The 26,530-nt window shown below is 58.5% G+C and carries 19 protein-coding genes and 2 pseudogenes; 10 read left to right on the top strand and 11 right to left on the bottom strand.

The genetic code is table 11. From position 1 onward, the window contains the following. Positions 1-368: 368 nt before the first annotated feature. Positions 369-1,628 (bottom strand): IS256 family transposase, encoded by a 1,260-nt coding sequence (locus AACY18_RS20195; protein ID WP_339465882.1) that lies wholly within the window; start codon positions 1,626-1,628, stop codon positions 369-371. Positions 1,629-1,858: 230 nt separating this feature from the next. Between AACY18_RS20195 and lon the strand changes: the two genes are divergently transcribed. From lon to cmoB, 8 genes and pseudogenes are all read left to right on the top strand, one after another. Continuing rightward, the gene (gene lon / locus AACY18_RS20190) at positions 1,859-4,276 is read left to right on the top strand and encodes an endopeptidase La (RefSeq protein WP_339465881.1); all 2,418 of its coding nucleotides are present in this window, start codon (positions 1,859-1,861) and stop codon (positions 4,274-4,276) included. A gap of 214 nt (positions 4,277-4,490) precedes the next feature. Next, positions 4,491-4,883: a protease inhibitor I42 family protein gene (locus AACY18_RS20185; RefSeq protein ID WP_339432854.1), complete on the top strand. Its 393-nt coding sequence runs from the start codon at positions 4,491-4,493 to the stop codon at positions 4,881-4,883. Between the two features lie 2 nt (positions 4,884-4,885). Further along, the gene (locus tag AACY18_RS20180) at positions 4,886-5,521 is read left to right on the top strand and encodes a lysoplasmalogenase (RefSeq protein ID WP_339432853.1); all 636 of its coding nucleotides are present in this window, start codon (positions 4,886-4,888) and stop codon (positions 5,519-5,521) included. 738 nt (positions 5,522-6,259) lie between these two features. Continuing rightward, positions 6,260-6,362 (top strand): annotated as a pseudogene (locus AACY18_RS28185) (carboxy-S-adenosyl-L-methionine synthase CmoA); the annotation flags it as partial. A gap of 2 nt (positions 6,363-6,364) precedes the next feature. Beyond that, a pseudogene (locus AACY18_RS20175) lies at positions 6,365-6,496 on the top strand (lysoplasmalogenase); the annotation flags it as partial. A gap of 128 nt (positions 6,497-6,624) precedes the next feature. Continuing rightward, positions 6,625-7,119, top strand: a complete 495-nt coding sequence (locus AACY18_RS20170; protein WP_339432851.1) for a hypothetical protein — start codon at positions 6,625-6,627, stop codon at positions 7,117-7,119. 156 nt (positions 7,120-7,275) lie between these two features. After that, positions 7,276-8,019, top strand: a complete 744-nt coding sequence (cmoA, locus tag AACY18_RS20165) for a carboxy-S-adenosyl-L-methionine synthase CmoA (protein ID WP_339432850.1) — start codon at positions 7,276-7,278, stop codon at positions 8,017-8,019. Next, positions 8,016-8,972 (top strand): tRNA 5-methoxyuridine(34)/uridine 5-oxyacetic acid(34) synthase CmoB, encoded by a 957-nt coding sequence (gene cmoB, locus AACY18_RS20160; RefSeq protein ID WP_339465880.1) that lies wholly within the window; start codon positions 8,016-8,018, stop codon positions 8,970-8,972. The genes cmoA and cmoB overlap by 4 nt, the downstream gene beginning before the upstream one ends. 133 nt (positions 8,973-9,105) lie before the next feature. Here the strand turns inward: cmoB and tadA are convergent, their stop codons facing one another. The 7 genes from tadA to treP all read right to left on the bottom strand — a co-directional run bounded on the left by tadA (position 9,106) and on the right by treP (position 18,434). Then, a complete protein-coding gene (gene tadA / locus AACY18_RS20155) occupies positions 9,106-9,603 on the bottom strand; it encodes a tRNA adenosine(34) deaminase TadA (RefSeq protein WP_339465879.1) in 498 nt (165 codons plus the stop codon). Further along, the gene (locus tag AACY18_RS20150; protein WP_339432847.1) at positions 9,603-10,979 is read right to left on the bottom strand and encodes a multicopper oxidase family protein; all 1,377 of its coding nucleotides are present in this window, start codon (positions 10,977-10,979) and stop codon (positions 9,603-9,605) included. The genes tadA and AACY18_RS20150 overlap by 1 nt, the downstream gene beginning before the upstream one ends. A gap of 117 nt (positions 10,980-11,096) precedes the next feature. Then, the gene (locus AACY18_RS20145; protein WP_339432846.1) at positions 11,097-11,387 is read right to left on the bottom strand and encodes a PTS glucose transporter subunit IIB; all 291 of its coding nucleotides are present in this window, start codon (positions 11,385-11,387) and stop codon (positions 11,097-11,099) included. A gap of 2 nt (positions 11,388-11,389) precedes the next feature. Next, positions 11,390-13,927 carry a phosphoenolpyruvate--protein phosphotransferase gene (gene ptsP, locus AACY18_RS20140; protein ID WP_339465878.1) on the bottom strand — a complete coding sequence of 846 codons (2,538 nt, stop codon included), beginning with the start codon at positions 13,925-13,927 and terminating at the stop codon, positions 11,390-11,392. 62 nt (positions 13,928-13,989) lie between these two features. Next, positions 13,990-15,213, bottom strand: coding sequence for a maltoporin (locus AACY18_RS20135; protein ID WP_339432844.1), 1,224 nt, complete (start codon positions 15,211-15,213; stop codon positions 13,990-13,992). 97 nt (positions 15,214-15,310) lie between these two features. Beyond that, positions 15,311-16,963 (bottom strand): alpha,alpha-phosphotrehalase, encoded by a 1,653-nt coding sequence (treC, locus tag AACY18_RS20130; RefSeq protein WP_339432843.1) that lies wholly within the window; start codon positions 16,961-16,963, stop codon positions 15,311-15,313. 28 nt (positions 16,964-16,991) lie between these two features. After that, entirely contained in the window at positions 16,992-18,434 is a 1,443-nt protein-coding gene (gene treP / locus AACY18_RS20125; protein WP_339432842.1) for a PTS system trehalose-specific EIIBC component, read from the bottom strand. 238 nt (positions 18,435-18,672) lie between these two features. Here treP and treR point away from each other — a divergent pair, with 238 nt between their 5' ends. Then, a complete protein-coding gene (gene treR, locus AACY18_RS20120) occupies positions 18,673-19,377 on the top strand; it encodes a trehalose operon repressor (protein ID WP_339432841.1) in 705 nt (234 codons plus the stop codon). Positions 19,378-19,478: 101 nt separating this feature from the next. Next, positions 19,479-22,571, top strand: coding sequence for a membrane-targeted effector domain-containing toxin (locus AACY18_RS20115; protein ID WP_339465876.1), 3,093 nt, complete (start codon positions 19,479-19,481; stop codon positions 22,569-22,571). An 81-nt stretch (positions 22,572-22,652) separates the two neighbouring features. On the opposite strand, the gene guaA is transcribed toward AACY18_RS20115, so the two are convergent. The 3 genes from guaA to AACY18_RS20100 form a co-directional block, all read right to left on the bottom strand. Beyond that, the gene (guaA, locus tag AACY18_RS20110) at positions 22,653-24,230 is read right to left on the bottom strand and encodes a glutamine-hydrolyzing GMP synthase (protein ID WP_339432839.1); all 1,578 of its coding nucleotides are present in this window, start codon (positions 24,228-24,230) and stop codon (positions 22,653-22,655) included. A 99-nt stretch (positions 24,231-24,329) separates the two neighbouring features. Next, positions 24,330-25,799, bottom strand: coding sequence for an IMP dehydrogenase (guaB, locus tag AACY18_RS20105; RefSeq protein ID WP_339465875.1), 1,470 nt, complete (start codon positions 25,797-25,799; stop codon positions 24,330-24,332). A 116-nt stretch (positions 25,800-25,915) separates the two neighbouring features. Then, a complete protein-coding gene (locus AACY18_RS20100) occupies positions 25,916-26,464 on the bottom strand; it encodes a sugar ABC transporter ATPase (RefSeq protein ID WP_339432837.1) in 549 nt (182 codons plus the stop codon). Positions 26,465-26,530 lie beyond the last annotated feature (66 nt).

Genomic DNA, 26,530 nt, shown 5'->3' with positions numbered 1-26,530 from the left:
CCACTGTCACGCCCCCTGTAGGCGCTGCCGAAGGCTGCTCCTACAGAGGGATTGGGGATGTCCTACAGCATCAGCGTTTGGTGGGAGATTTCCGACAAGTCGCGTCGGTTGTGCTTCGGAAATCGGGTGGATAGGCTCGCAGGCTCGCTGCAAATTCAGCGAGCGGGCGTCGCGGCCCGAGCAGTTCATTCGATTTGATGCATAATCGCCGGCCCAAACTGAAGCGCTCAGGTGCTTTTGGTTTGGTTTGGTTTGATGGTGGCTGTGCGCGGGATACCTTCGGGTATGCCGAGATTGCCGAATGGCTGGGAGTGTCAGATTTTTTGTGTGCGGGCCGGTAACGGCCTGCCGTAAGGCAAGCCCTTCTTTCACCAGTTCAACCTGGTAAATCGATCTCCATAAAGAATCGCAAACTGATTCATTGCTGTCTTCCAGTCGTGCGCCGCGCTGCCCCAATTGGCAGTGATATTTTGCAGTGCCAGCCAGATCAGCTTCGTCGCTGCATCGTCAGTCGGGATGTGGCCTCTTGTCTTGATGATCTTGCGCAACTGAGAATTGATGCTCTCGATGGCATTGGTGGTGTAGATCACTTTTCGGATGGCTGGCGGGAAGACGAAAAACGGGATGACTCGATCCCAGGCGCGTCTCCAAGCGGCTACGACGGTGGGGTATTGTTTGCCCCAAGGCCCAGCTTCAAATGCGTTAAGAGCGTGCTCGGCCGCTTCGACATTCAGTGCCTGATAAACCGGTTTCAGGGCTTTGGCCAACTCGCGACGCTTGTCCCAGGCGGCGTAATCAAGGCTGTTACGAATCAGGTGCACGATGCAGGTTTGCAAGGTCGTCGTCGGAAACACCGCGTTCAAGGCTTCTGGCATGCCTTTAAGGCCATCAGTTACAGCGATCAATACATCCTCGACGCCACGGGTTTTAAGGTCGTTAAAAACCTTCATCCAGAACTTGGCTCCCTCAGTGTTTTCGATCCAGATCCCTAAGATATCTCGGGTGCCGTCCGGTAATACACCTAAAGCCAGGTAGATTGCCTTGTTGCGAACCAGTCCTTCCTCACGGATTTTGACCCGCAGAGCATCGAAGAAAATCACCGGATACATCGGCTCAAGTGGGCGTTGCTGCCACGCAGCAACTTCCTCCAGCACCGCGTCGGTGACCGAGCTGATGAAATCATGGGAAACGTCAGTCCCGTACTGTTCCGAGAGGAACGCCCGAATCTCGCGGACGGTCATGCCACGGGCGTACATGGCAATGATCTTGTCGTCGAAGCCGGTAAAACGACGCTCATGTTTGGGGATCAGGATTGGAGAGAAACTGCCATCGCGATCCCTGGGAATGTCCAGACGAAGCGGGCCATCGTCGGTCAGTATGGTCTTGCCACTCGAGCCGTTGCGCTGATTACTCGCCCCCTCAGGGCGCTCCGCGCCCTGAGGGTAGCCAAGGTGTTGACCCAGCTCCGCGCCAAGGGCTCGCTCGATAAGCGCCTTTTTGAACGCCATCGACGCATCCTGAATCGCTTCGGCGCTCATTGGGCCTTTAACGAACTGATCAATCAGCTCTTTCGGGATCGAAGGAAACTGGGGTTTGACCTCCGAGGCCGGTTTCTTTTTGGTCGGCATACATGCTCCTTTTCAACATGTTATGCCCGAACACAAAATTTCTGACAGTCTCAGGTATGCCGATTTCTCAGTTATCGGTCCGCGAACCCGCGTACAGCTGCCACCTCAGATTGCGTCAAAAAAGCCAACCCTGTCAAAACCCTGAACACACAAGCAGAAACACCAGCCCCCATTGAAACCACCCAAGCCCTGCCCCATCTAAGACCCATACCCCATTGCGCAGGTGCCCCATGAGCGACCAGCAAGAATTCCCGGACATCCCAGAAGACTTCACCGAAACCGACAACATCGAACACCACGCCGCCGGCAAAGGCCTGGCCCTGCCCGGCCAGAACCTGCCGGACAAGGTCTACATCATCCCGATCCACAACCGCCCGTTCTTCCCGGCCCAAGTCCTGCCGGTCATCGTCAACGAAGAACCCTGGGCCGAAACCCTCGAACTGGTCAGCAAATCCGAACATCACTCCCTGGCCCTGTTCTTCATGGACTCCCCCCAGGAAGACCCGCGCCACTTCAACACCCAGGCCCTCCCCGAGTACGGCACGCTGGTCAAGGTGCACCACGCCAGCCGTGAAAACGGCAAACTCCAGTTCGTCGCCCAAGGCCTGAGCCGTGTGCGCATCAAAACCTGGCTCAAACACCACCGCCCGCCGTACCTGGTCGAAGTCGAATACCCGCATCAGCCCACCGAGCCGACCGACGAGGTCAAGGCCTACGGCATGGCGCTGATCAACGCGATCAAGGAACTGCTGCCGCTCAACCCGCTGTACAGCGAAGAGCTGAAAAACTACCTCAACCGCTTCAGCCCCAACGATCCGTCGCCACTGACCGACTTCGCCGCCGCCCTGACCTCGGCCACCGGCCCCGAACTGCAAGAAGTGCTCGACTGCGTGCCCATGCTCAAGCGCATGGAAAAAGTCCTGCCGATGCTGCGCAAGGAAGTCGAAGTCGCGCGCCTGCAAAAAGAAATCTCGGCGGAAGTTAACCGCAAGATCGGCGAACATCAGCGCGAGTTCTTCCTCAAGGAACAACTCAAGGTCATCCAGCAGGAACTGGGCCTGACCAAGGACGACCGCAGCGCCGACCTCGAACAGTTCGAGCAACGCCTGGAAGGCAAAGTCCTGCCGGCGCAGGTGCAGAAACGCCTCGAAGAAGAAATGCACAAACTGTCGATCCTCGAAACCGGCTCGCCTGAGTACGCGGTCACCCGCAACTACCTCGACTGGGCGACCTCGGTGCCTTGGGGTGTGTACGGCGAGGACAAACTCGACCTCAAGCACGCGCGCAAAGTCCTCGACAAACACCATGCCGGCCTCGACGACATCAAGGATCGCATCCTCGAGTTTCTCGCGGTCGGTGCTTATAAAGGCGAGATCAGCGGCTCCATCGTGCTGCTGGTCGGCCCGCCGGGTGTGGGTAAAACCAGCGTTGGCAAATCCATCGCCGAATCCCTCGGCCGACCGTTCTACCGTTTCAGCCTCGGCGGCATGCGCGACGAGGCCGAGATCAAGGGCCACCGCCGCACCTACATCGGCGCGCAGCCGGGCAAACTGGTGCAGGCGCTCAAAGACGTCGAAGTGATGAATCCGGTGATCATGCTCGACGAGATCGACAAGATGGGCCAGAGCTACCAGGGCGACCCGGCCTCGGCGCTGCTGGAAACCCTCGACCCTGAGCAGAACGTCGAATTCCTCGACCACTACCTCGACCTGCGCATGGACCTGTCGAAAGTCCTGTTCGTCTGCACTGCCAACACCCTCGACTCGATTCCCGGCCCGCTGCTCGACCGGATGGAAGTGATTCGCCTGTCGGGCTACATCACCGAAGAAAAAGTCGCCATCGCCAAGCGTCACCTGTGGCCGAAACTGCTGGAGAAGGCTGGCGTGTCTAAGGGCAGCCTGAGCATCAGCGACAGCGCGCTCAAGGCCTTGATCGACGGTTACGCTCGTGAAGCCGGGGTGCGTCAGTTGGAAAAACAACTGGGCAAACTGGTGCGCAAAGCGGTGATGAAACTGATCGACGACCCCAAAGCGGTAATCAAGCTCGGGCCCAAAGACCTGGAAGCCTCACTCGGCCATCCGGTGTTCCGCAATGAGCAGGTGCTGTCCGGCACCGGTGTCATCACCGGCCTGGCGTGGACCAGCATGGGCGGCGCCACATTGCCGATCGAAGCCACGCGCATTCACACGCTCAATCGCGGCTTCAAACTCACCGGGCAACTGGGCGATGTGATGAAGGAGTCGGCGCAAATCGCCTACAGCTACGTCAGTTCGCACCTGAAGTCGTTTGGCGGCGATCCGAAATTCTTCGACGAAGCCTTCGTCCACCTGCACGTACCGGAAGGCGCCACACCGAAGGACGGCCCGAGCGCCGGCGTGACCATGGCCAGCGCCCTGCTCTCGCTCGCACGCAATCAAGCGCCGAAAAAAGGCGTGGCGATGACCGGTGAACTGACCCTGACCGGGCACGTACTGCCGATTGGCGGGGTACGCGAGAAGGTAATTGCGGCAAGAAGACAGAAGATTTTCGAACTGATCTTGCCGGAGCCGAACCGTGGCAACTTCGAGGAACTGCCGGACTACTTGAAGGAAGGCATTACCGTGCACTTCGCCAAGCGGTTTGCGGATGTGGCGAAGGTGCTCTTCTGATAGTTCTTTAGAGCCCGAAATTCCCCTTTCGCGAGCAAGCCCGCGCCCACAGGGTTGGGTGATGACCACAAGGTTTGTGATCACCACCGGCCATTGTGGGCGCGGGCTTGCTCGCGAAAGCGTCGGCACAGTCGAAACCCGCCCCGACCGTCACACTTTGTCTCATCTTCAGTTATGCTCGCCGTTCGTCGCCAACGCCGGAGCCGCCGATCTTATGTCCCCCACTCGCCTGTTTGTCCCCCTCGCCCTTTCCTTGCTGGCCGCTTGCGCCACGCAGCCGAAACATAACGTGACCGTGGAAAAACAAAGCGAATGCCCCGTGCGGCTCACCATCGGGCAAAACCTTATCGTGATGCTGCCAAGCAACCCGACCACCGGTTATCGCTGGGCCATTCAGGATTCGGCCGGTGGCGTGTTACGCGCGCTCAGCCCCGAGGTTTACAGCAACCCCGAAGATGCCGGCGTCGTCGGTGCAGCCGGGCTTTCCACTTGGCGCTTCCAGGCGTTCGCTGCCGGCACCGGGCGCCTGCGCCTGACGTCGCAACAGCCTTGGGCACCAGAAGTGTTGCCGGTGGAAACCTTTGACTGTGCGATATCGGTGAACTGATCGTGGGCTGGCTGATTCTGGCGCTGATGGGCGCGGTGACCTTTCTCTATGGCCTGAGCACCCATGCGGCGCTGCTCTGCCTGTTGGTCAAACCGTTACCGGTGCTGGCGCTGCTCGGCTGGCTGCACGACGCGCCACCCAGCGACTATCGGCGCTGGATCAGCCTCGGTCTGATTTTCTCTCTGCTCGGTGATGTGTTGCTGGCCTGGCCGGGTGATTTGTTTGTGTTCGGCCTCGGTGCATTTCTGGTCGCGCACCTGGCTTATCTCAAGGCTTACCTCAGCGACTGCAAACGTCTGGCGCTGTTGCCGTTGGTGCTCGCTGTCGCCGTCGGCGCGGTGCTGCTGGGGATTCTGATTTCCAGTGGGCTGGGGCCTTTGCTGGTGCCGGTGATTGTTTACGGCACCGCGATCAGCGCCATGCTCTGGCGCGCCCTCGCCCGCCTCGGCACCGATGTGCCCAAGCGCTCGGCATTGTTGGCCGCCGCCGGTGCCCTGGCGTTCGTGTTCTCCGACAGCGTGATCGGCATAGATCGCTTCGTGTCGCCATTTCACCCAGCCCCCTACGTGATCATCCTCAGCTACTGGTTGGGACAATGGTGTATTGCCGCCTCGGCGTTTAATACGAAGGACGGTTAAAGTAAAAATTTATATCTATAAACTCCGCAAATAATTCCAAACCGTTATAAACAACTGTCAGATCTGACAGTAGTTCGGATTTTCTCCTTTCCCCTAGTATTCAGTGGTCATCTCCGACCACCCGTTGAATACAAGGAAGCATCTCATGAGTTTTTTCAAACGCGCCACGGCTGCCAACGCTGAGGATACCGTCATCACAGTCAGCGCTGTAACAGTTGAGTCGAATTCAACAGCCAATTTGCTGAGTTCCACGCCAATCCTGCGAGTAGTCAGATTTCGCTGGTGACTCATGCAAACGCCGGGGGTCCCACCTATCAAAGTGCAAAAAGCATTGGGCTCACGTTCGATAGGAACATTGAGCCTGGCACCTACTCTGTTACTGATCCTGAGTTTCCTTTCCAGAAGGCCTATTACGGTGAAGCGGGGGTCATCTCTGGCGCGACTACCTCTTTCAACTACTATGCAAAAAGCGGAACTTTCACTGTAGAGGTCATGCAGGCCACTCCCGAGAAACTACATTACCGATTTAAGTTTAATTTCATGGGTGTCAATGCACGTAATCAGGAACTGAGAATCGCGGGCGACTCCACTTACATCGTATTACTGCGACCTGTGTAATCAGCTTCAAATAATGAATGACCAGACGATACGCTTCGGCCCCGGTCATTCAGCCTTCCTCAAGGCGCTTTCCCACGGTTTATCAGACAACCCAAGCATCCCCGCGCCACTTTGGCTAAAATGCCGGCCTTTTCCACCGACACCGCCGGAAACCGCCGGGAGCAAAGACCCCGATCGCATTTTCGCCCAGCCTTTGGCCCAGGTGCCTGACCTCGCCTTCAACGGATCGGCATTGATCGTTTCGTATCGCCCTTCCACGGGGCGCCGTACGTGATCATCATCAGTTATTGGTTGGGACAATGGGGTATTGCAGCCTCAGCGTTTGGCAAAACACGTCGACTATTCGGAACACCTTAACTAAAAAGTGCAATTTCTATCTCGAAACATTATAAAAACCTGTCAGATCTGACAGTGGTTTGTTTATTTGACCCATCCTAGCATTCCATGGCGTCCACAACTCACCGTTTAATACAAGGATGGATCCCATGAGCTTCTTCAAAAGCAAAAACTCAAATTCTGCCAACACTGCAGAACCCATCATCACAGTCAGTGCTGAAACATATGCAACGGTCTCAGACCGCGTAAAATTTGAGAGCCAAATTGTTCAATTTGAAGCCGACACCGCGAGCGACCTGATCGCTTTGGTGACTCGCGCAAATACTCAGGATTATTCAAATCGCACTAAAAAGGGTCTGGTGCTTATATTCGATAAGGCGATTAAATCCGGCACTTATCCAGTTGGCGATCCAGGCTTTCCTTTCGAACATTCCTATTATTTTGAAACCGGAACTATTCCTGGTTTCATTACCTCATACTCATATGTAGCGAAAAGCGGCACATTCACGGTAGAAGCAATCGAAGTGACCTCAGAAAAACTGCATTACCAGATTGGCTTTGATTTCAAGGGTGTCAACAACCGTAATCAAGAGTTAAAAATTTCCGGCAAGTCCACTTACATCGTCTTACTGCAACCTCAGTAATCCGCATTAAATGATGAATGACCTCGCTCAATCCCAGAGCAGGGTCATTCAGCTTTCCTCAATGGCCTTTCCCGCGTTTCATCAGACAACCCAAGCATCCCCGCGCCACTTTGGCTAAAATGCCGGCCTTTTCCACCGACACCGCCGGAAACCGCCGTGAGCAAAGACCCCGATCGCATTTTCGCCCAGCCTTTGGCCCAGGTGCCTGACTTCGCCTTCAACGAGGACGTGGTGCGGGTGTTCCCGGACATGATCAAGCGCTCGGTGCCGGGTTACCCGACCATCGTCGAAAACCTCGGTGTGCTCGCCGCGCAATTTGCCCAACCGAACAGCGTGCTCTACGACCTCGGTGCTTCGCTCGGCGCCGTGACTCAGGCCTTGCGCCGTCACGTGCGCACCGATGGTTGCCGGGTGATCGCGGTGGATAACTCGGCGGCGATGGTTGAGCGTTGCCGCGAATACCTTAACGGTCAGGATTCGATGTTCCAGGAGTTGCTGCCAGTCGAAGTGATCGAAGGCGACATTCTCGCCCTCGACTTCCAGCCTGCTTCAGTAGTGGCGCTGAACTTCACCCTGCAATTCATCGCCCCGGATCAGCGCACGGCGTTGCTGTCGCGCATCCGCCAATCGCTGCTGCCGGGCGGGGCGTTGATTCTGTCGGAGAAGCTGCGCTTCAACGATGTTCAAGAGCACGAACTGCTCACCGATCTGCACGTCGCGTTCAAACGCGCCAACGGCTACAGCGAACTGGAAATCGCCCAGAAGCGCAGCGCCATCGAAAACGTCATGAAGCCCGACAGCCTTGAAGAACACCGCGAGCGCCTGTTGGCCGCCGGGTTCTCGAAAGTCGTGCCGTGGTTCCAGTGTCTTAACTTTGCCTCGTTGATTGCCTTGCCATGATTGATCTGTCCCCCCTCGCCCGCCGCTTGGCAGGTACTCCGCTGGCCGACTGGGCCAACACGCTGCAAGCACAACTCGACAAGAAAATGGAAAAGGGCCACGGCGATCTGGAGCGCTGGCAAAGTGCGCTGGACGCGCTGCCGAAGATCCAGCCGAGCGACGTCGATTTGCTCAACGGCTTGAAGCTGGACACCGATTGCGACGATGCAACCCGCGCGCAAATGCACACCGCGCTGATGGGCTTGTCGCCATGGCGCAAGGGGCCGTTCGATCTGTTTGGCGTGCACGTCGACACCGAATGGCGTTCGGACTGGAAATGGTCGAGAGTCGCACCGCATCTGGATCTGAAAGGCAAACGCATCCTCGATGTCGGGTGCGGCAACGGTTATTACATGTGGCGCATGCTCGGTGCCGGTGCGGACAGCGTGATCGGCGTCGATCCGAACTGGCTGTTCTTCTGCCAGTTCCAGGCTGTGCAGCGTTACCTGTCGGAGCCGAATGCCTGGCACCTGCCGTTCCCGTTTGAAGACCTGCCACCGAACCTTGAAGGATTCGACACGGTGTTTTCCATGGGCGTGTTCTATCACCGTCGCTCGCCGATCGAGCATTTGCTGGCGCTGAAGGACTGTCTGGTCAAGGGTGGCGAACTGGTGCTGGAAACCCTGGTGGTCGAAGGCGACAAGCACCAGGTGCTGGTGCCGGAAGACCGCTACGCGCAGATGCGCAACGTGTGGTTCCTGCCGTCGGTGCCGGCGCTGGAGTTGTGGCTGCGGCGTGCCGGGTTTACTGATATTCGGTGTGTCGACGTCAGCACCACAACGGTTGAGGAACAGCGCGGCACCGAGTGGATGAAGTATCAGTCGCTGAGCGACTTCCTCGATCCGGAAGATCACAGCAAAACCATCGAAGGCCTGCCGGCGCCGATGCGGGCAGTGATTGTCGCGAAGAAATAAACCGATCTACCCTACAAAGGAGATCCCCCCTGTGGGAGCGGGCTTGCTCGCGAAAGCGGTGTGTCAGGCAACATTTTAGTCGCCTGACACACCGCTTTCGCGAGCAAGCCCGTTCCCACTTTTGGGTTTGTGTTTATTCAGTGGGTTTGGCTCGGCGGGCCCGGAAGAACTCGGTCAACACCACGCCACACTCCTGCGCCAACACCCCGCCTTCATACACCACCCGATGATTCAAAAAGCCCTGGGTAAAAAACTGCCCCTGGCTCTGCACAATCCCGGCCTTAGGCTCCAGTGCGCCATACACCACCCGCGCAATGCGCGAATGGACGATCAGCCCGGCGCACATACTGCACGGTTCCAGCGTCACGTACAGCGTACTGCCCGGCAGGCGATAGTTGTTCACCGCCTGAGCGGCGGCGCGGATCGCGACCATTTCTGCATGGGCACTCGGGTCACTGGCGCTGATCGGGCAATTGAAGCCGCGACCGATGATCTCGCCGTCCTGCACCAGCACCGCGCCCACCGGCACTTCGCCGAGGGCGGCGCCTTGCGCGGCGAGGGAAAGGGCTTCGCGCATGAAGTCCTGATCACGGCTGCGGTCGATGATCGCTGCGGGGCGAATCTGGCGCATCACTTCACCTCAATGGCGGCCATCAGGCCGGTTTCCATGTGGTCGATGACGTGGCAGTGGAACATCCACACACCCGGGTTATCCGCCACCAACGCCACTTGCGCACGCTCGTTCTTGCCCAGCAAATAGGTGTCGGTGAAATACGGAATGACCTTGTGCCGATTCGACGCAATCACCTTGAAGCTCATGCCGTGCAGGTGGATCGGGTGTTGATACTGGGTCATGTTCTTCAGCTCGAAAATATAGCTCTGCCCCAGTTTCAGGGTGGCAATCGGCCGATCCGCACAGGTCTTGTCAGTGATGTCCCAGGCTTTGCCGTTGATCTGCCACAGGCTCGGTGGCTTGCCGTTGTCGACGTTGACCGACACCGAACCGACCCATTCGAAATTGAAGTTGAGTTTTTCGGCATTGGCCAGGTCCGGCTCGGCCACCGGGTTGGCCGGCAAGGCCTTCGGCCACTCGGTCGGAGCATCAGTGTTGGCCACCGAGCGCAGGGTGCCCAGACGCACCGGACCGTTGCGCAGGGACAGCTCTTCACCGGCTGCGGGCGCCTTGATCGCCAGGCAGATTCGCATGCCCGGGCCAAGCCAGTATTCCTTGCCCAGCGGACGTGGCTCCACCGGGTTGCCGTCCAGCGCGTAGATCTGCGCTTCGACGCCGGGAATGTTGATGCGATAAGTCAGGGTATTGTCGAGGTTGAGCAGTCGCACCCGAGTGATCTGCCCTGCTGGCAATTCGATCACTGGCGTTGGCACGCCGTTGATGGTCGACAGGCGCCCGGCCGTGCCGCCACGCGCTGCTTCACGGGGAATGCTGAATTCGACGAAATTGCCTTCTTCGTCGATGTGCCAGTTCTTCAGGCTCAGGGTCTTTTCGTATTTGAACCCGGTCGGCTCGCGCTCTTCGATGATCAGCGGCCCGACCAGCCCGCGCCCCAGCTCTTCGCTGCTGCTGACGTGCGGGTGATACCAGTAGCTGCCGGCGTCCGGCACACGAAATTTGTAGTCGAAGTATTCACCCGGCAACACCGGCAACTGCGAAACGTACGGCACGCCGTCCATTTCCAGCGGCAGGCGAATGCCGTGCCAGTGAATGGTGGTCGCGACCGGCAAGTGGTTGATGAAACGCACCCGCAGCCATTCGCCCTGACGCACGCGCAATTCAGTGCCCGGCGCCGACGGGCCGAACGCCCATGCCTCGGTCTTGTGCCCCGGCACCAGCTCCACGTCCAAAGGCGCGGCGATCAGCTCGTAGTCGTGCCCCGCTTGAGCGTCAGCCATTTTGCCCAGCCAGTAACGCGACGCGCCCCCCGCTCCCACACCAACGACAACAAGACCGGCCAGGCCACCGAGGATTTGGCGACGGGTAAAGGACATGAACTCAACTACCTCACGTATCAGCGACAGACCCTGAAGGCCCGTAAAAGGCGAATACGATACACCTGCGGATGAGAAACAGTAAGGGTGACCTTAGGCCGCACATCATCTACAGCCCTATGGCCGCAGCCCCGTAATCAGGTGGATGACGCCGTCCTCCAGTTCCATGACGCCCGCAACACCGGCATTGCTCAGTGCCTCACGATCCATACGCGATACATCACGCAACGCCACACGCACCCGGGTCAACGCCGCTGGTTGCTGGGATTGGAGGTTATCCACTCCCCCCAGCGCCGCCACGATCTCTGTGCTCAGGCCGCCAACAGGTTCGGCCTGTACTGGCGGCTCGTCTGCCACCAGATCCGGGGTCAGTGCTTTCCAGAACGCCGTCTGCAATTTATCGAACATTTTCAATTCTCCAGTGCCCGTAAAGTATCGACCGTCGCCTCGTGATACAGACGCAGCGCCTCGCGCACGTCTTCAGCACTCTCAAGCCCCTGCACCTGCTCGGCAATGGCCTTGCAGTCGAGCAGATCCAACTCGCGCACTGCGGCTTTGATCGCCGGAATCTGCGGCACGCTCACTGACAGCTCATCCACGCCAAGTCCGAGCAACAACGGCACAGCCGAGCGTTCAGAAGCCATCGCACCACAGACGCCGACCCATTTGCCGTGGGCATGCGCAGCCTTCACGGTCATCGCAATCAGGCGCAATACCGAGGGATGGAAGCTGTCCGCCTGGCTGGCCAGACGAGGATGATCGCGATCCATGGCCAGCGTGTATTGCGTCAGATCGTTGGTGCCGATCGAAAAGAAGTCCACATGCGGCGCAAACACGTCGGCCATCAATGCTGCCGCCGGCACTTCGATCATGATTCCCAGCTTCGGCCGTTCAACGAGGCCCAGCGCCAGCGCTTCCTGCTCCAGCATCTGCCGAGCCAGATGCAGCTCCGAGAGCTGCGCCACCATCGGCAACATGATGTGCAGACGCGTCAGATGGACACAGCCCAGGATGGCCCGGAACTGCTCGCGCAAAAGCTGCGGGCGCTCCAGACACAGGCGAATCCCGCGCAGCCCCAGGAACGGGTTGGTTTCGCTGTCCATCGGCACGTAGGCCAGCGGTTTGTCGCCGCCGACATCCAGCGTGCGCACCACCAGATTGTGCGATGGCCCCACAGCCCGGGCGATGGCGCTGTAAGTCGATACTTGTTCGTCGCGAGTGGGTGCGTGATTGCGATCCAGATAAAGAAACTCCGAACGTAAAAGCCCCACACCGGCGCCTCCCAGGGTCATCGCCTGCTCGGTCTCACTCAGCGAAGCGACGTTGGCCGTCACCTCGACGTGATGCCCGTCGCGGGTACAGGCTGCCTGCGCTGCGTTTGCGTGTTCGTGTTGATGGCGCTGGCGTTGTTGATCATGCCTGATCTGCCATTCATTGATCGCCAGGGGATCCGGGTCTATGTGCAGCTCGCCCCGGTCGGCATCGAGCAACACGCGCGAGCCACTGACCAACGCCAGCATTTGCATGGGCATCCCGCAGATCGCCGGCAAGCCACAGGCGCGGGCGAGAATCGCGACGTGACTGGTCGCTCCACCGCCAACCGTGGCGAACCCCAATACTTTGTTTGTATCGAGCCCGGCGGTCTGGGACGGCGTCAGTTGATCGGCGATCAGAATGGTCCCCTCCGGCAGCTCCAGCGCATTCTCACGAACCCCGAGGATCAGCTTGAGGACGCGCAGGCCCACATCGACCAGATCCGCCGCCCTTTCGGCCAGCAACGGACTGCCGAGATGCTGGAAAAGTGTCGCTGTTGCCTGCGTGGCCGCGCGCCAGGCAAACGCTGCACTTTTGCCTTCGGCAATCAACGTTTGAGCCTGATCGAGCAGACCCGGGTCTTCGAGCAGTTCCTGATGAGCCTTGAAAATGTCTGCCTGCGCGTCACCCGTGGCGGTGTCGCGCAGGTGCTGCAAGGCCATATCCGCCTCGATCAATGCATTGGCGAGGGCTTCGCGCTCTAAATGCGCCCCGGCGCCGAACTCTTTCACGTCAAGCGTTGGCTCGACGATCTGCATCACCTGGCCCAATGCCGAACCGGGTGATGCGCAGACCCCACGCATGACCGTCAGGGCCTCAGGCTCGGCCGCCTCGACCTGCACCGCATCAGGCTTCACATCCACCGCTTCACCACAGCCCTGGGCCAGTAATCGGGACAGCGTGTTGATCGCGGCTTCAGCGTCTTCGCCCACCGCACTCACCTGCACACGGTCACCCAAAGCGGTCTGCAACGCCATGATCGCCACCAATGACTTGGCGTTGGCTTCAGCCTGCTGTTTGTGCAGATAAATCCTTGCTGAAAAGCCTTTTGCCGCCTGAGCGAACACTGCCGCCGGACGCGCATGCAGGCCATTGAGATTGGGCAATGTCAGTGGTGCGCAGAAAAACCTTTCGCCTTCAGCAGCCGCCGAGGCCTCGCCGGTCGCCCCGCAAGTGGCGAGGCTCAACAACGGCTGGCCGGGGTCAACGAGACCGGTTGGCGCGGTCAGCCAGGTGAATGACTCGCCACTGACCACCAGCATCAGGGTCATCAGGCTGCGGGCGTGCAGCGCGATGTAATCGGCATCGAATTCGATCAGCGCCTGCCCGGCCTCAACCCTCTGGCCTTCCTCGACCAGGCGGGTGAACCCCTGGCCTGCAAGATTGACCGTATCGAGCCCGATGTGCAGCAACACTTGAACGCCGTTGTCATCGGTAATGCTCACGGCATGCCCGCTGGCCTGGACGTTGCTGACCACTCCAGCCAGCGGTGCGCAAAGGGTCGACGACGTCGGATCAATGCACAGACCGTCGCCGATCACCCGGCTGGAAAACACGTGGTCCGGCACTTGATCCAGCGGTATCAGCACGCCAGCCAAAGGCGCCAGCAGTTGTAATGGTTGGGATGTGGCCATGACGTCACCTGCGGTTTTGTTCTTTGAAGTGCCGATGGAGCGCGACGCCCCACCAGCATCGCTTATTTCCACCAGTATTCGACCTGCAATCCGACGTTCGCACCGTGGCGTGCACTGCCGAAGGCACCGGTGTCGGACAGCGCCGAACCTTGGGCCAGTTCATTGGCCGCACGTTTGGCGGCCTCGTTCCAGGTGGCGTACGTGTAATACAGACGCACCTCAGGGCGCGCCCAGAACTCCGGGCCCTTGGGTGACCAGGTCGGGGCAACGGTGAACTTGCTCAGCTTGCGCGTGCCGCCCGGCGCTTCGACTTGATCGTGGCCCAGTTCCGTCACCAGTTTGAACTGTTCGGTGAACGCATAAGTCGGGCGCACGCCCAGAGAAACCCAGTTCTGGTCAGCACCGTCCGGGCGAATGTCTTTCTGATACACCGCCTCGAACTGCCCGCCGAAACGTGGCGTTACCTGCCAGTCGAAAAACTCGACGATCCGATAACTTTTATTGCTGTCGTCCAGTTTGACGTTGCCGGTGTAGCCCAGCCCGGTGCCGGGGCCTTCACCATATTGCAGGGCCAGTTTGTTCTTGCCGCCCAGAAAGTCCTTCTGCACATGCTGAGTGGTGATTGCCCAACCACGGTGGGCGTCACGGCTATCGGGCTTGTCGATATAACTCAAGCCGAACTCAAGCTGACCGCCCGGGTTGGTATTGAAACCGGCCACGTTGAAGTCGTGCCGGTTGATGTAGTCCTTTTGGTACAGGTTGTCCTTGCGCGAAAAGGCGTAGCTGTATTTCAGGTCGCCGATCAACACATCCTCGATCCCGCCGCCCGTAGCGCTCTGGTTCCAGTAGTAGAAATCGGAAATGTGGATGTCATTACGCTTGTAGTAGCGGCGGCCCGCCCAGAGTGAACCGCCATTGAGCGCGGGCAGGTTCGACCACTGTGCGTAGGCCTGCGGCAGGCGAATCGAGCCGTTGTCGTCCTTGAACGTGGGCCGGCGGTCGTAGCGGTTGTACAGCGAGGCCATGCCATCAACGCTAAGCACCGAGCCGTCGTCGAGGGTGTACAAATCCTGGCGTAGCTCAAGCTCGCCATACTGTTCGCACTCGTTGCCCAAACGGTATTTGGTCTGCGCGCCCGGCAACTGGAAACACGATTGGCCACCGCCCTGGGTCGAGCTGCCGACGCCACTGCGCAAGTAACCGCCGAACTCCAGCGCTTGTGATGTTTGTGGTAACGCCAGGCAAAAACCTGCGACTGCAAGGCTACGATTTATTGTTGTTTTCATAAGCCACCCCATTATTTTTGTTGTGTGATTGCATGAAATCGGCGCGCAAAACTCTCCCGCGCAGGGTTCTGCGTGTTTTTTGAAACACTGTTTTTGGTTAGGTGTCAGGGTCGATCAGATGCAGGGCGAACGATTCGTAAGGTCGCAAACTCACCCGTCGATTGCGCAATGGACAGTGCGGATAATTACTTATCAACAACCGCTGGCTCAGCGACTCGTCGATCTCTATCGGCAGTTCGACGTCACACGGTGTGCCATAGAAATTGTTCACCACCAGCAGGCGCTCCCCCGTCCCTTCGCGCAGGTAGGCCCAGACCTGCTTGTGCTCGGGCAGCAACTGTCGATAGACGCCCTCTGAGATCAACGCCTCTGTGCGCCGTAACGCAATCAAATGGCGGTAGTGATGCAGCACCGACTCCGGGTCATCGCGCTGGTTGGCGACGTTGATGTGCGCGGCATTGGCCGGCACCCCGATCCACGGCTCGCCACGGCTGAAACCGGCATTGGGCTCGGCGTTCCAATGCATCGGCGTGCGCCCGTTGTCACGGGACTTCTGCATGATCGCCGCCATGTTCTCGACATCACTGGCTCCCGCTTCACGCTTGAGCCGGAAGATGTTCAGCGTTTCGACATCGCGGTACTGATCGATATGCTCGAAACCCGGATTGGTCATCCCCAGTTCTTCGCCCTGATACACGAACGGCGTGCCCTGCAGGCAGTGCAGCGCGGTGCCGAGCATCTTCGCCGAGAGTTCCCGATACTCGCCGTCGTCGCCGAAACGCGAAACCACGCGCGGCTGATCGTGGTTACACCAGAACAGCGCGTTCCAGCCACCACCGGCCTGCATGCCGGTCTGCCAGTCAGACAGAATCTGCTTGAGCTGCAGGAAATCGAATTCAGCGTGAACCCACTTTTGCAGGTTCGGATAATCGACTTTCAAGTGATGAAAGTTGAAGGTCATCGACAGTTCTTTTGATTGCGGATTCGAGTAACGAATGCAGTGTTCCAGGCGGGTGGACGACATCTCGCCGACGTTGATCAGGTCGTGCCCTTCGAAGACTTCGCGGTGCATCTGCTGCAAGTACTCGTGGACGTTCGGGCCATCGGTATAGAAGCGTCGGCCGTCGCTGTTGTCCTCGGGAAAATCTGCCGGTTTGGAGATCAGATTGATGACGTCCAGACGGAAACCACCCACGCCCTTGTCCCGCCAGAAGCGCATCATCTTGAACACTTCGGCGCGCACCTTGGGGTTATCCCAATTCAGATCAGCCTGGGTGTGGTCAAACAGGTGCAGGAAGTATTGGCCAGTCTGGGCTTCGTACTCCCAGGCAGAACCACCAAACTTGGACTCCCAGTTGTTCGGCTGATCGCGCCAGATATAGAAGTCGCGATAGGGATTGTCGAGACTGCTGCGCGCCTGCTGGAACCAGACGTGTTCGATCGAAGTGTGGTTGACCACGATATCGAGCATCAGCTTGATCCCGCGCTTGCCGGCTTCGGCGATCAGTAACTCGCAATCGGCCATGCTGCCGTAACTCGGGTCGATCGCGTAGTAATCGCTGATGTCGTAGCCGTTGTCCCGTTGCGGCGAGCGCAGGAATGGGGTGATCCACAAATAATCGACACCCAGCCAATGCAGGTAATCGAGCTTGGCCACGATCCCGAGCAAATCACCTGTCGGGTTGCCTGCGTGGCTGTAAAAACTCTTCGGGTAGATCTGGTAGATCACCGAACGTTGCCAGTCTTGCATGGCTCAATTCCTTCAATAAATGGAAGCGTCAGGCAACCCGATATCCAGGCCGGACAATCTTCATGCTCAGTGCACAGGTCAAAACAAACGGAACAACCATGGCGATGACCATCCCGATCACAAACATCGGGATGAACTGCGGAATGATCGAGATGAAACCGGGCAGGCCTCCGACGCCGATGGCCGATGCCTGAACCTTGTTCAGCGACAGGAAGATGCAGCCCATTGCCGACCCCGTCAGTGCGGCATAGAACGGAAACTTGTAGCGCAGATTGACCCCGAACATGGCCGGTTCAGTGATACCGAAATACGCGGAAATCGCCGAGGTCGACGCCATGCTCTTGTCCCGCGCGTTGCGCGTCATATAGAACACCGCCAGCGCAGCACTGCCTTGGGCGAGGTTCGACATGACAATCATCGGCCAGATGAAGGTGCCGCCTTGGGTCGAGATCAATTGCAGATCGACCGCGAGAAACATGTGGTGCATGCCGGTGATGACCAGTGGCGCGTACAGCAGTCCGAATATCGCCCCGCCGACCATCGGTGCCAGGTCAAACAGCATGACCACGCCTTCGGTGATGAGGATGCCGATGTGGCGCGTCACCGGGCCGATCACGGCCAGCGCCAGCACGCCGGTGACGACGATGGTGGTGATCGGCACCACCAGCAACTGCACCGCGTTGGGCACGCGCGCCCGCAGCCATTTTTCGATGACGCTCATGACATAGGCGGCCAGCAATATCGGCAGGATCTGCCCCTGATAGCCGACTTTCTCTATTTGAAAAAGACCAAGGATGTCGAAGTACGGCATTTGCTGGCCGTCCAGCCCGGCCACGGCCTTGCCGTAGTTCCAGGCGTTGAGCAGGTCCGGATGAACCAGCATCAGGCCGAGCACAATGCCGAGGATTTCACTGCCGCCAAAACGCTTGGCCGCCGACCAGCCCACCAGCGCCGGCAAAAACACAAACGAGGTGTTCGCCATCAGATTGATCAGGCTCCAGAGCCCGTCGAGTTTCGGGTAGGCATCCAGCAGGGTCTGCCCTTCGATGAACATGCCCTTGGCACCCAGCAGGTTGTTGATGCCCATCAGCAGACCGGCAATGATCAGCGCCGGAAGGATGGGCATGAACACATCGGAAAACACCCGCACCAGACGTTGCATGGCGTTGATCTTCTCGACACTTTTCTGTTTAACGTCGGCGATGGTCGCTGCGGCGAGACCGGTCTGTCGGCGCAATTCGGCGTAGACCTTTTCCACTTCACCCGGACCGATCACCACCTGATACAGGCCACCGGTGAAGAACGACCCTTTGACCAGATCGATCTGGTTGAGCGTGGCGCTGTCGACCAGGCCGGGATTCTTCAGGGCCAGACGCAAGCGCGTGACGCAATGCGCGGCTTGTTCGAGGTTGTCGCTGCCACCGAGGCTTTGCAGCAACTCGCTGGCGATGTTCGGATAGTCATGGCTCATGCTTGTTCTTCCACCGTGAATTGTTGTTATTGGCAGCACGCCGAAGCGAAAAATACTCGTCTGTACGAGTTAATGCAACAACTCGTACAGACGAGTTTGTTTTTGCATATTCCCGTCAGATCGGCAGCGAATTTTCCTACCCTACCCTTGGGTGATTTCCATTCCCCACATGGACAAAGCCCTACCCTGCCCTTAAGGTTCGACGTTTTGAGCACAGTCGGCACAGAGCAGCCTACCCATGAGCAAATACAACCGGATCTATAGCGATCTGCTGGCCAGCATCACGACTGAACGCCTGGAACGCGGCGCCCGTCTGCCTTCGGAAACCGAACTGATGGACAGCTATCAGGCCAGCCGCGGCACCGTACGCAAGGCCATCGAGCAACTTCAGGAGCGCGGTTTCGCCCAGAAGATCCATGGCAAAGGTACGTTCGTGCTGTCGACCAACCCGATCGAGTTCCAGCTCGGCGGCATCGTCAGCTTCCAGGAAACCTATCCGCGACTGGGCAACGACGTCAGCACCGAAGTCGTCGAACTGACGCAAATCACACTGGAAGGTGCTCTGCTCGAACACATCAACGCCGAGCCCGGCAGCCCCATCACGCGAGTCAAACGGGTGCGGCGCATCGACGGCAAACGGGTGATTCTCGACATCAACCATTTCGTTACCGAGGTGATTCCAGGCCTGTCCCTCGATATCGCCAAGCAGTCGATTTACGCCTACATCGAACAGACCTTGCAGCTGCAGATCGCCTACGCCCAACGCACCATCGAGGCGGTGCCGCGCAGCAAGGATGATCAGTTGCACCTTGATCTCGATGAGCAAAGCCATGTGATCGTGGTCAGCAACCAGACTTTCCTCCAGGACGGTCGGCAGTTCGAGTACACCGAGTCCCGGCACACGCTGGACAAGTTCTACTTCTCCGACGTGGCACGGCGCTGACCGCAGCACGTTTTCGACGGCAATGTGCGGTACATAGGTAGTGCACTCCCCTTGAGCGAATCGGCCATGCTCGGCCTTCGTTTCTCATGGATGGAGACAGCATGAACGCCCCCGTACAACGTCCTCAGCCCAATGCGGCAGATAAAGCGGCCCTCAAGGCAATGGCCACGGCCATCGTGCAAAATTGTCCGGGCCTGCACGACACGGCACATGAAGCCGCCCGTCATCTGTTACAAGAAAAAGGTCTAGCGAATCTTGACCCGGATCAGGTCTATTTTCATCGATTCAAGGCCGCCCAGAGCAGCACCCGGTCATTTACCGGCTGGGAGCACGTGCGCGAAAAACCCTACGAATCGATGACCCTCACCCAACTGGTGATTCATCGTTTTCGCGCCACCGACCAGGACAACGCCGATCTGCTGGATCTCTACGCCGGTTTCTACAAGGATGGGCCCCAGACCGAAAATTTCGACCACCGCAACGAAGTGCGTCTGCACGGCAACGAGGTGCTCAACACTTTTTGGGATATCGACTTCAGCACGCGATACAACGACAGGTTGACGGCTTTCTGGAACACGCACGCCGATGATTTCCGCACGCTGGCCAAGTGCAACTTCCTCAGCCGAGCCGTGCAGGCACTGGAAGTCGGGCAATTGACCGGTACGGATTTCCAGTGGATCGTCGATTCGGTGATCGGGCCTGTCACCTGGCCGATGAACCTCTCAACGCTACAAACGCCTCATGCGGCGGGCAATGAGGTGCGTGCGTTCGATATCGACGGCCATACGGCCAGCAACCTGCTGCGCATTGTCGATCCGGTTGGTCGGCAGATTCTCTATCTGCCCGGTGAGGTCCTGACGTTCGTAGTGCTGGAAACCTCAGCGGACATGCATTGGTGGGTTCTAGAGCAGATGAATCACGACACGCGACGCAAGAATCTGCTCAATCACTTTCCACTCGCCGAACGTCAGCAGATGACCGAGAACATCACCGATTTGATGAATCGTCTGGTCAGCACCTGGGGCCGTACCGATCACCACCTGATCAATCGGCACAACCTGGCGATCAGTGGTGATGCGTTCAGTTGGTTGCGTGATTCGACCCGCAACGCAATGTTTGCCGAAGCCAGCCTGTCCCTGACCTCCAATGGCGACCTGCGCAAAAAACTATGGATCGGGTATCTGAGCGCCGGCCTCAAGGTTTTTGGCCCGATGGCCGCTGTAGGCTGGCCGGTCGCACTGCCGGTCATTGGCGCCAGCATCGTCAGCATGGGGCTGAACATCGATCAGGCGGTCAACGGCACAACCGCCCGTGATCGTCACGCAGGCGTACTGGGTGCAGTGCTGAGCGGGATTGACGCGCTGTTTAACGTTCCCTTCCTCAAGGGCACCGGCTCGATGCTGGAGGTGGGAGCCGAGGTGGAAGCGGCCGAGGCAGCAGAAATGGCCGAGCTGACCGCGTCCACGTCGGCACCGGAGCTGACGGATCCGCGGGTCGGACAACAGGAACTCATCGTTGCGGTCGAGCCAGACGTTATTGCTCCTGGCCCTGAAGCGTCCGGGTCGACCCCGGCGCAAAGCGCTCTAGCGCCGCCGATTCCTGACAAATACATGTGCAACGAACTGCTCGACGGCCTGGATATGCAGACCGAACCCGGACAGTTCCAAGGCATCTTTCGACTCGACAGCGATCCGCCTTACGCCATTCTGATAAATGACAACCCGTACTATGTGCGCTATTTCGGCGACTATAGCGAAGGCGGCTATTGGGCTATCGTGGACCCGGACAGACCCAATCAGTTTATTCATTCCTTGCCGGTACGTCTGAATGCCGCTGGCGAGTGGGAGCGAATGCAGTCGTTGCGCCTCAACGGCGGCGGCCAATGCATGGGAAAAACCTGCGTTCCCGATATTCCGCTCGCCCCCCTTGAACCGACCGGGCCTGAGGCAACCGCTCAACCGCAGGTCGAATCACATACTCCGGTATCACGCCCACTGCGCATAGTGAACTCTGCCTACGATATCGAACCGACTGTGCGCAGTTCGATAAGAGCCTGGGCACTGAACCTGACCGAAACCCATGCCCAACTGATGCCAAATGCCGACGGTAGCTTCAGCATGCACGACCCCTTTGAATTGTATGCCGTGGGCAAGCGCAAACTGCTGCAGGCCGGCGCGAGAAAATTTTTCAGCAATCTTCCGTGGATCACCCCGCCTCCCCGGCCCGCCATGACCGCCATCAGTACGCCGATTTCAATTTCAGAGTTCATTGATCGCATCTTTGAATCTGCACCCGGACTGGTAGTGGGTGAAACGCTGAACCGAATTGCCAGCATGCGCTTCATGATCGAACACATGCCAGCGCTGGCCAGGCACGCCAAAACCCTTTACCTGCGTGGCGTGCTCAGTGACTTCGCTCAAGTGGAATTGAACCGCTACTTCACATCCGGCAGCCTGTCGGCAGAGTTACGAACCTACCTGAGCAGCCTGGGCACCGATCCTACGGGGCGATTCAATGCGCTGGAACTGGTCAAGGCAGCCAAGGCCAACGGTGTGCGCATCCAGGGCATAGACTGCGCAGCGAGCTACAAAATGAAGTCACCGCTTTCGCCCTATGACGAACAAATGATGGGCACCTATCTGGCAAGCGACATCATGACGGGTGACACCTACCTCAACAGCCCGAAAAAATGGATCGCGCTGACCGGTGTGCAAAACACCAACACACTGAGAGGTCTGCCTGGTCTCAGCGAAATAAAGGGCGCTATCGGTTTGCGCATCGAGGAAGCCGGAATGGTTGACACCCTGCAAGTCGACGCCGACCCGGGTATCGAAGTGCGTCGAGGATCATTTTCAAATGGTGCAGCGACACAGACTGACGATGTTCTTCGCGCTGACTTTCGCCTGCGAATGCCAGCCGAACCGGTGGCCTGGAATGAGGAGACACTGGAGAACCTGCTGCACAGGCGTGGCATGTATATGATCCAGAAAACCGCAGACACTTACACCGTGTTGCACCGTAGCAAGCAAGGCATGCTCGTGCGTACGCCTGTGGCGAATCTAGCCGACGGCGGCATTTCCCTGCATCGTCCCGCATGGACTCGGGTGAACGACGTCAAGTTCGCCAACATCGAGGAAATGTCGCTACGACTGACAGAGATGGGGCTGGCGCTACAGAGCAGTCTCCCTGACTGACATCCACGTCAGAAACGAAAAACCCCTGGCCTGGGCCAGGGGTTTTCTGTCACTCAATGCAAGCATCGAAGTGCAGCAGGATCATTCCCACTCAATCGTCGCCGGCGGCTTGCTCGACACGTCGTAAGTAACGCGCGAAATACCTTCGATTTCATTGATGATGCGGCCGGAAACGGTTTCCAACAGTTCGTAAGGCAGGTGTGCCCAACGCGCGGTCATGAAGTCGATGGTTTCCACGGCACGCAGGGCCACGACCCAGGCGTAACGACGGCCATCGCCGACCACGCCAACCGATTTCACGGGCTGGAACACCACGAACGCCTGGCTGACTTTGTGGTACCAGTCGGCCTTGCGCAGTTCTTCAATGAAGATGTGGTCGGCACGACGCAGCAGGTCGGCGTATTCCTTTTTCACTTCACCGAGGATGCGTACGCCAAGGCCCGGGCCCGGGAACGGGTGACGGTAGACCATGTCGTACGGCAGGCCCAGTTCCAGGCCCAGACGACGGACTTCGTCCTTGAACAGTTCGCGCAGTGGCTCGACCAGTTTCAGGTTCATCTCTTCCGGCAGACCGCCCACGTTGTGGTGCGACTTGATCACGTGCGCCTTGCCGCTTTTCGCGCCAGCCGACTCGATCACGTCCGGGTAGATGGTGCCCTGAGCGAGGTACTTGATGTTATCCAGCTTGCAGGATTCGGCATCAAATACATCAATGAACGTGCGACCGATGATCTTGCGCTTCTTCTCAGGATCCGCTTCGCCGGCCAGGTTGTTGAGGAACTGGTCCTCAGCATTGGCGCGGATCACTTTGACGCCCATGTTCTCGGCGAACATGGCCATCACTTGCTCGCCTTCGTGCAGACGCAGCAGGCCGTTGTCGACGAACACGCAGGTCAGCTGATCGCCGATGGCTTTGTGCAGCAGCGCCGCAACCACCGAGGAGTCAACACCGCCGGACAGCCCCAGCAGCACGTTGTCGGTGCCGACCTGTGCGCGGATGTTGGCGATGGCATCTTCAGCGATCTTCGATGGCGTCCACAGGGCTTCGCAACCGCAGATGTCGAGAACGAAACGCGACAGGATGCGGCCGCCCTGTTTGGTGTGGGTCACTTCCGGGTGGAACTGCACGCCATAGTAGCCACGGTCGTCGTTGAACATGCCGGCGATCGGGCAGCTCGGGGTGCTGGCCAGGATGTGGAAGTCTTCCGGCATCCTGGTGACCTTGTCACCGTGGCTCATCCATACGTCGAGGCCGAACAGGCCGTCGGCGTCGATGTGGTCTTCGATGCCGTCGAGCAGGCGGCTCTTGCCGACCACATCAACGCGGGCGTAACCGAACTCACGCAGTTCGGAACCTTCAACCTTGCCGCCCAGTTGCTCGGCCATGGTCTGCATGCCGTAGCAGATACCGAAGACCGGTACGCCCAGGTCAAACACAGCTTGTGGGCAGCGCGGGCTGTTGGCTTCGTGCACGGACTCGGGGCCGCCGGCGAGGATGACGCCTTTCGGAGCGAATTCGCGAATCGCATCCTCGTCCATGTCGAACGGGTGCAGTTCGCAGTACACACCGATCTCGCGCACGCGGCGGGCAATCAGTTGGGTATATTGCGAACCGAAGTCGAGGATCAGGATGCGGTGAGCGTGAATATCGAGGGCCATGATTCAGTCTCGTCTAAGTCATTCAGAAACAGTCGTGATTCAGAAACAACTCGGGGCTGAATAAAACAGCCCCGGTTGCTTAGCTTGTTGCTTGAAGGCTCAACCTACGCGGTAGTTTGGCGCTTCCTTGGTGATCTGCACGTCGTGAACGTGGGATTCGGCCATGCCAGCGCCGGTGATCCGCACGAACTCAGGCCTGGTACGCATCTCTTCGATGTTGGCGCTACCGGTGTAGCCCATCGAGGAACGCAGACCGCCCATCAACTGGTGAATGATCGCGCTCAAGGTGCCTTTGTAAGGAACCCGGCCTTCGATGCCTTCCGGAACGAGTTTCTCGGCGCCTGCCGAGGAGTCCTGGAAGTAACGGTCGGAGGAGCCCTGAGCCTGGGACATGGCGCCCAGCGACCCCATGCCACGATAAGCCTTGTACGAACGGCCCTGGAACAGTTCGATCTCGCCCGGCGCTTCTTCAGTACCGGCGAACATCGAGCCCATCATCACGCAGGAGGCACCGGCTACGATGGCCTTGGACAGGTCACCGGAGAAACGGATGCCGCCGTCGGCGATCAACGGTACGCCGGTGCCTTCAAGGGCTGCGGCAACGTTGGCGATGGCACTGATTTGCGGGACGCCGACACCGGCGACGATACGGGTGGTGCAGATCGAGCCAGGGCCGATACCGACCTTGACGGCGTCGGCACCCGCTTCGGCCAGGGCCTTGGCGGCTGCGCCGGTGGCGATGTTGCCGCCAATCACCTGCACTTCAGGGAAATTCGATTTGACCCAGCGAACGCGGTCGATCACGCCTTTGGAGTGACCGTGAGCGGTGTCGACCACTACCACGTCCACACCGGCATTGACCAGCGCAGCGACACGATCACCGGTGTCTTTACCGGTGCCGACAGCAGCACCAACGCGCAGACGACCTTGATCGTCCTTGCTGGCCAGCGGGTAGGCTTTGGCTTTTTCGATGTCGTTGACCGTCATCATGCCTTTGAGGGCAAATTTGTCGTCGACGATCAGTACGCGCTCAATGCGGTGTTTGTGCAGCAGTTCACGCACGTCGTTCTTGTCGGCGCCTTCCTTGACCGTGACCAGACGCTCTTTAGGCGTCATCACTTCGCGGACGGTGGCATCCAGGCGGTTTTCAAAGCGCACGTCACGGGAAGTGACGATGCCGACCAGGTCGCCATCGTGCAGTACCGGAACGCCGGAAATGTTGTGCATGCGGGTCAATTCAAACAGATCACGAACCGTGGCATCGGCCTCGATGGTGATTGGATCCTTGACGACGCCGGCTTCGAACTTCTTGACCTTGCGAACTTCGGCAGCTTGCTGCTCGATGGTCATGTTCTTGTGGATAATGCCGATGCCACCTTCCTGAGCCATGGCAATTGCCAGACGGGCTTCAGTGACGGTGTCCATGGCGGCAGAAACCAGAGGAATATTCAGCTCGATGCCACGGGTAAGGCGGGTCTTGAGACTGACTTCGTTAGGAAGCACCTCGGAATAACCAGGCACTAGTAGAATGTCGTCGAATGTCAGAGCTTCTTGGCTGATACGCAGCATCGCGGGGGCTCCCGAGCGGGAAAATGGAAGCGCGCCATTATAGTCAGACACCCCCCGCTGTTCAATGTAAAACTCCGCTTAATATCAATGTTGCTGATATACGGAGATCCCCGCCGCTACAGCTCCACCTTGACCCAAGAGACAGGTTGATCGAGCCAATCAGCAAACTCATCGATAAAGCTTTGCTTGAACCCTGCTTCCAGCCAGTTGTTGAAGATGAAACCAAGGTTGGAAAACGCACATTCCTGCAAATACAGGAAACCGTTGATGTCATCTTCATGGCCGCATTCCGGGCAGGTGAAGTTGTCGGTGCGCCCCGGCATCCAGTCTTCGAGGCTTTCGAACAACGCTTCGCCGACCTCACGACGGCACTCGGCGCAACCGGCCTCTTCGAGAAAGCCCTTGGCCGGGGTGTAGATGCAGCGTTTAGTGACAATCTCCAACCCGTTGATCGGCTCACCGAACGGCAACGCCTGCGGGTGCAACACCACGGCCCGCGCGCCATCGGCAATGGCGTAAGCCATGCGGTTACCGGTGCGGCCACAGGTCGTCAGTTCTTCCTTGATGATGTTCTTGCGCACCAGCCAGCGCACGATCGCCCGGGCCCGGGGTTCGTGGACCGGCAGGGTGGAGATTTTCGGGACAATGATGCTTTGCGAATTCATGGAAAAACCTGCGGTGTGGCTTCTGACGCCTGCGCCGGCAAGGTCGCTCCACAGAGGCCTCCATCG

Origin of the sequence: Pseudomonas sp. EA_65y_Pfl2_P74 (assembly GCF_963970575.1) — a bacterium.
Taxonomy (GTDB): domain Bacteria; phylum Pseudomonadota; class Gammaproteobacteria; order Pseudomonadales; family Pseudomonadaceae; genus Aquipseudomonas; species Aquipseudomonas baetica_A.
This window is presented reverse-complemented; position numbering and strand designations above follow the sequence as displayed.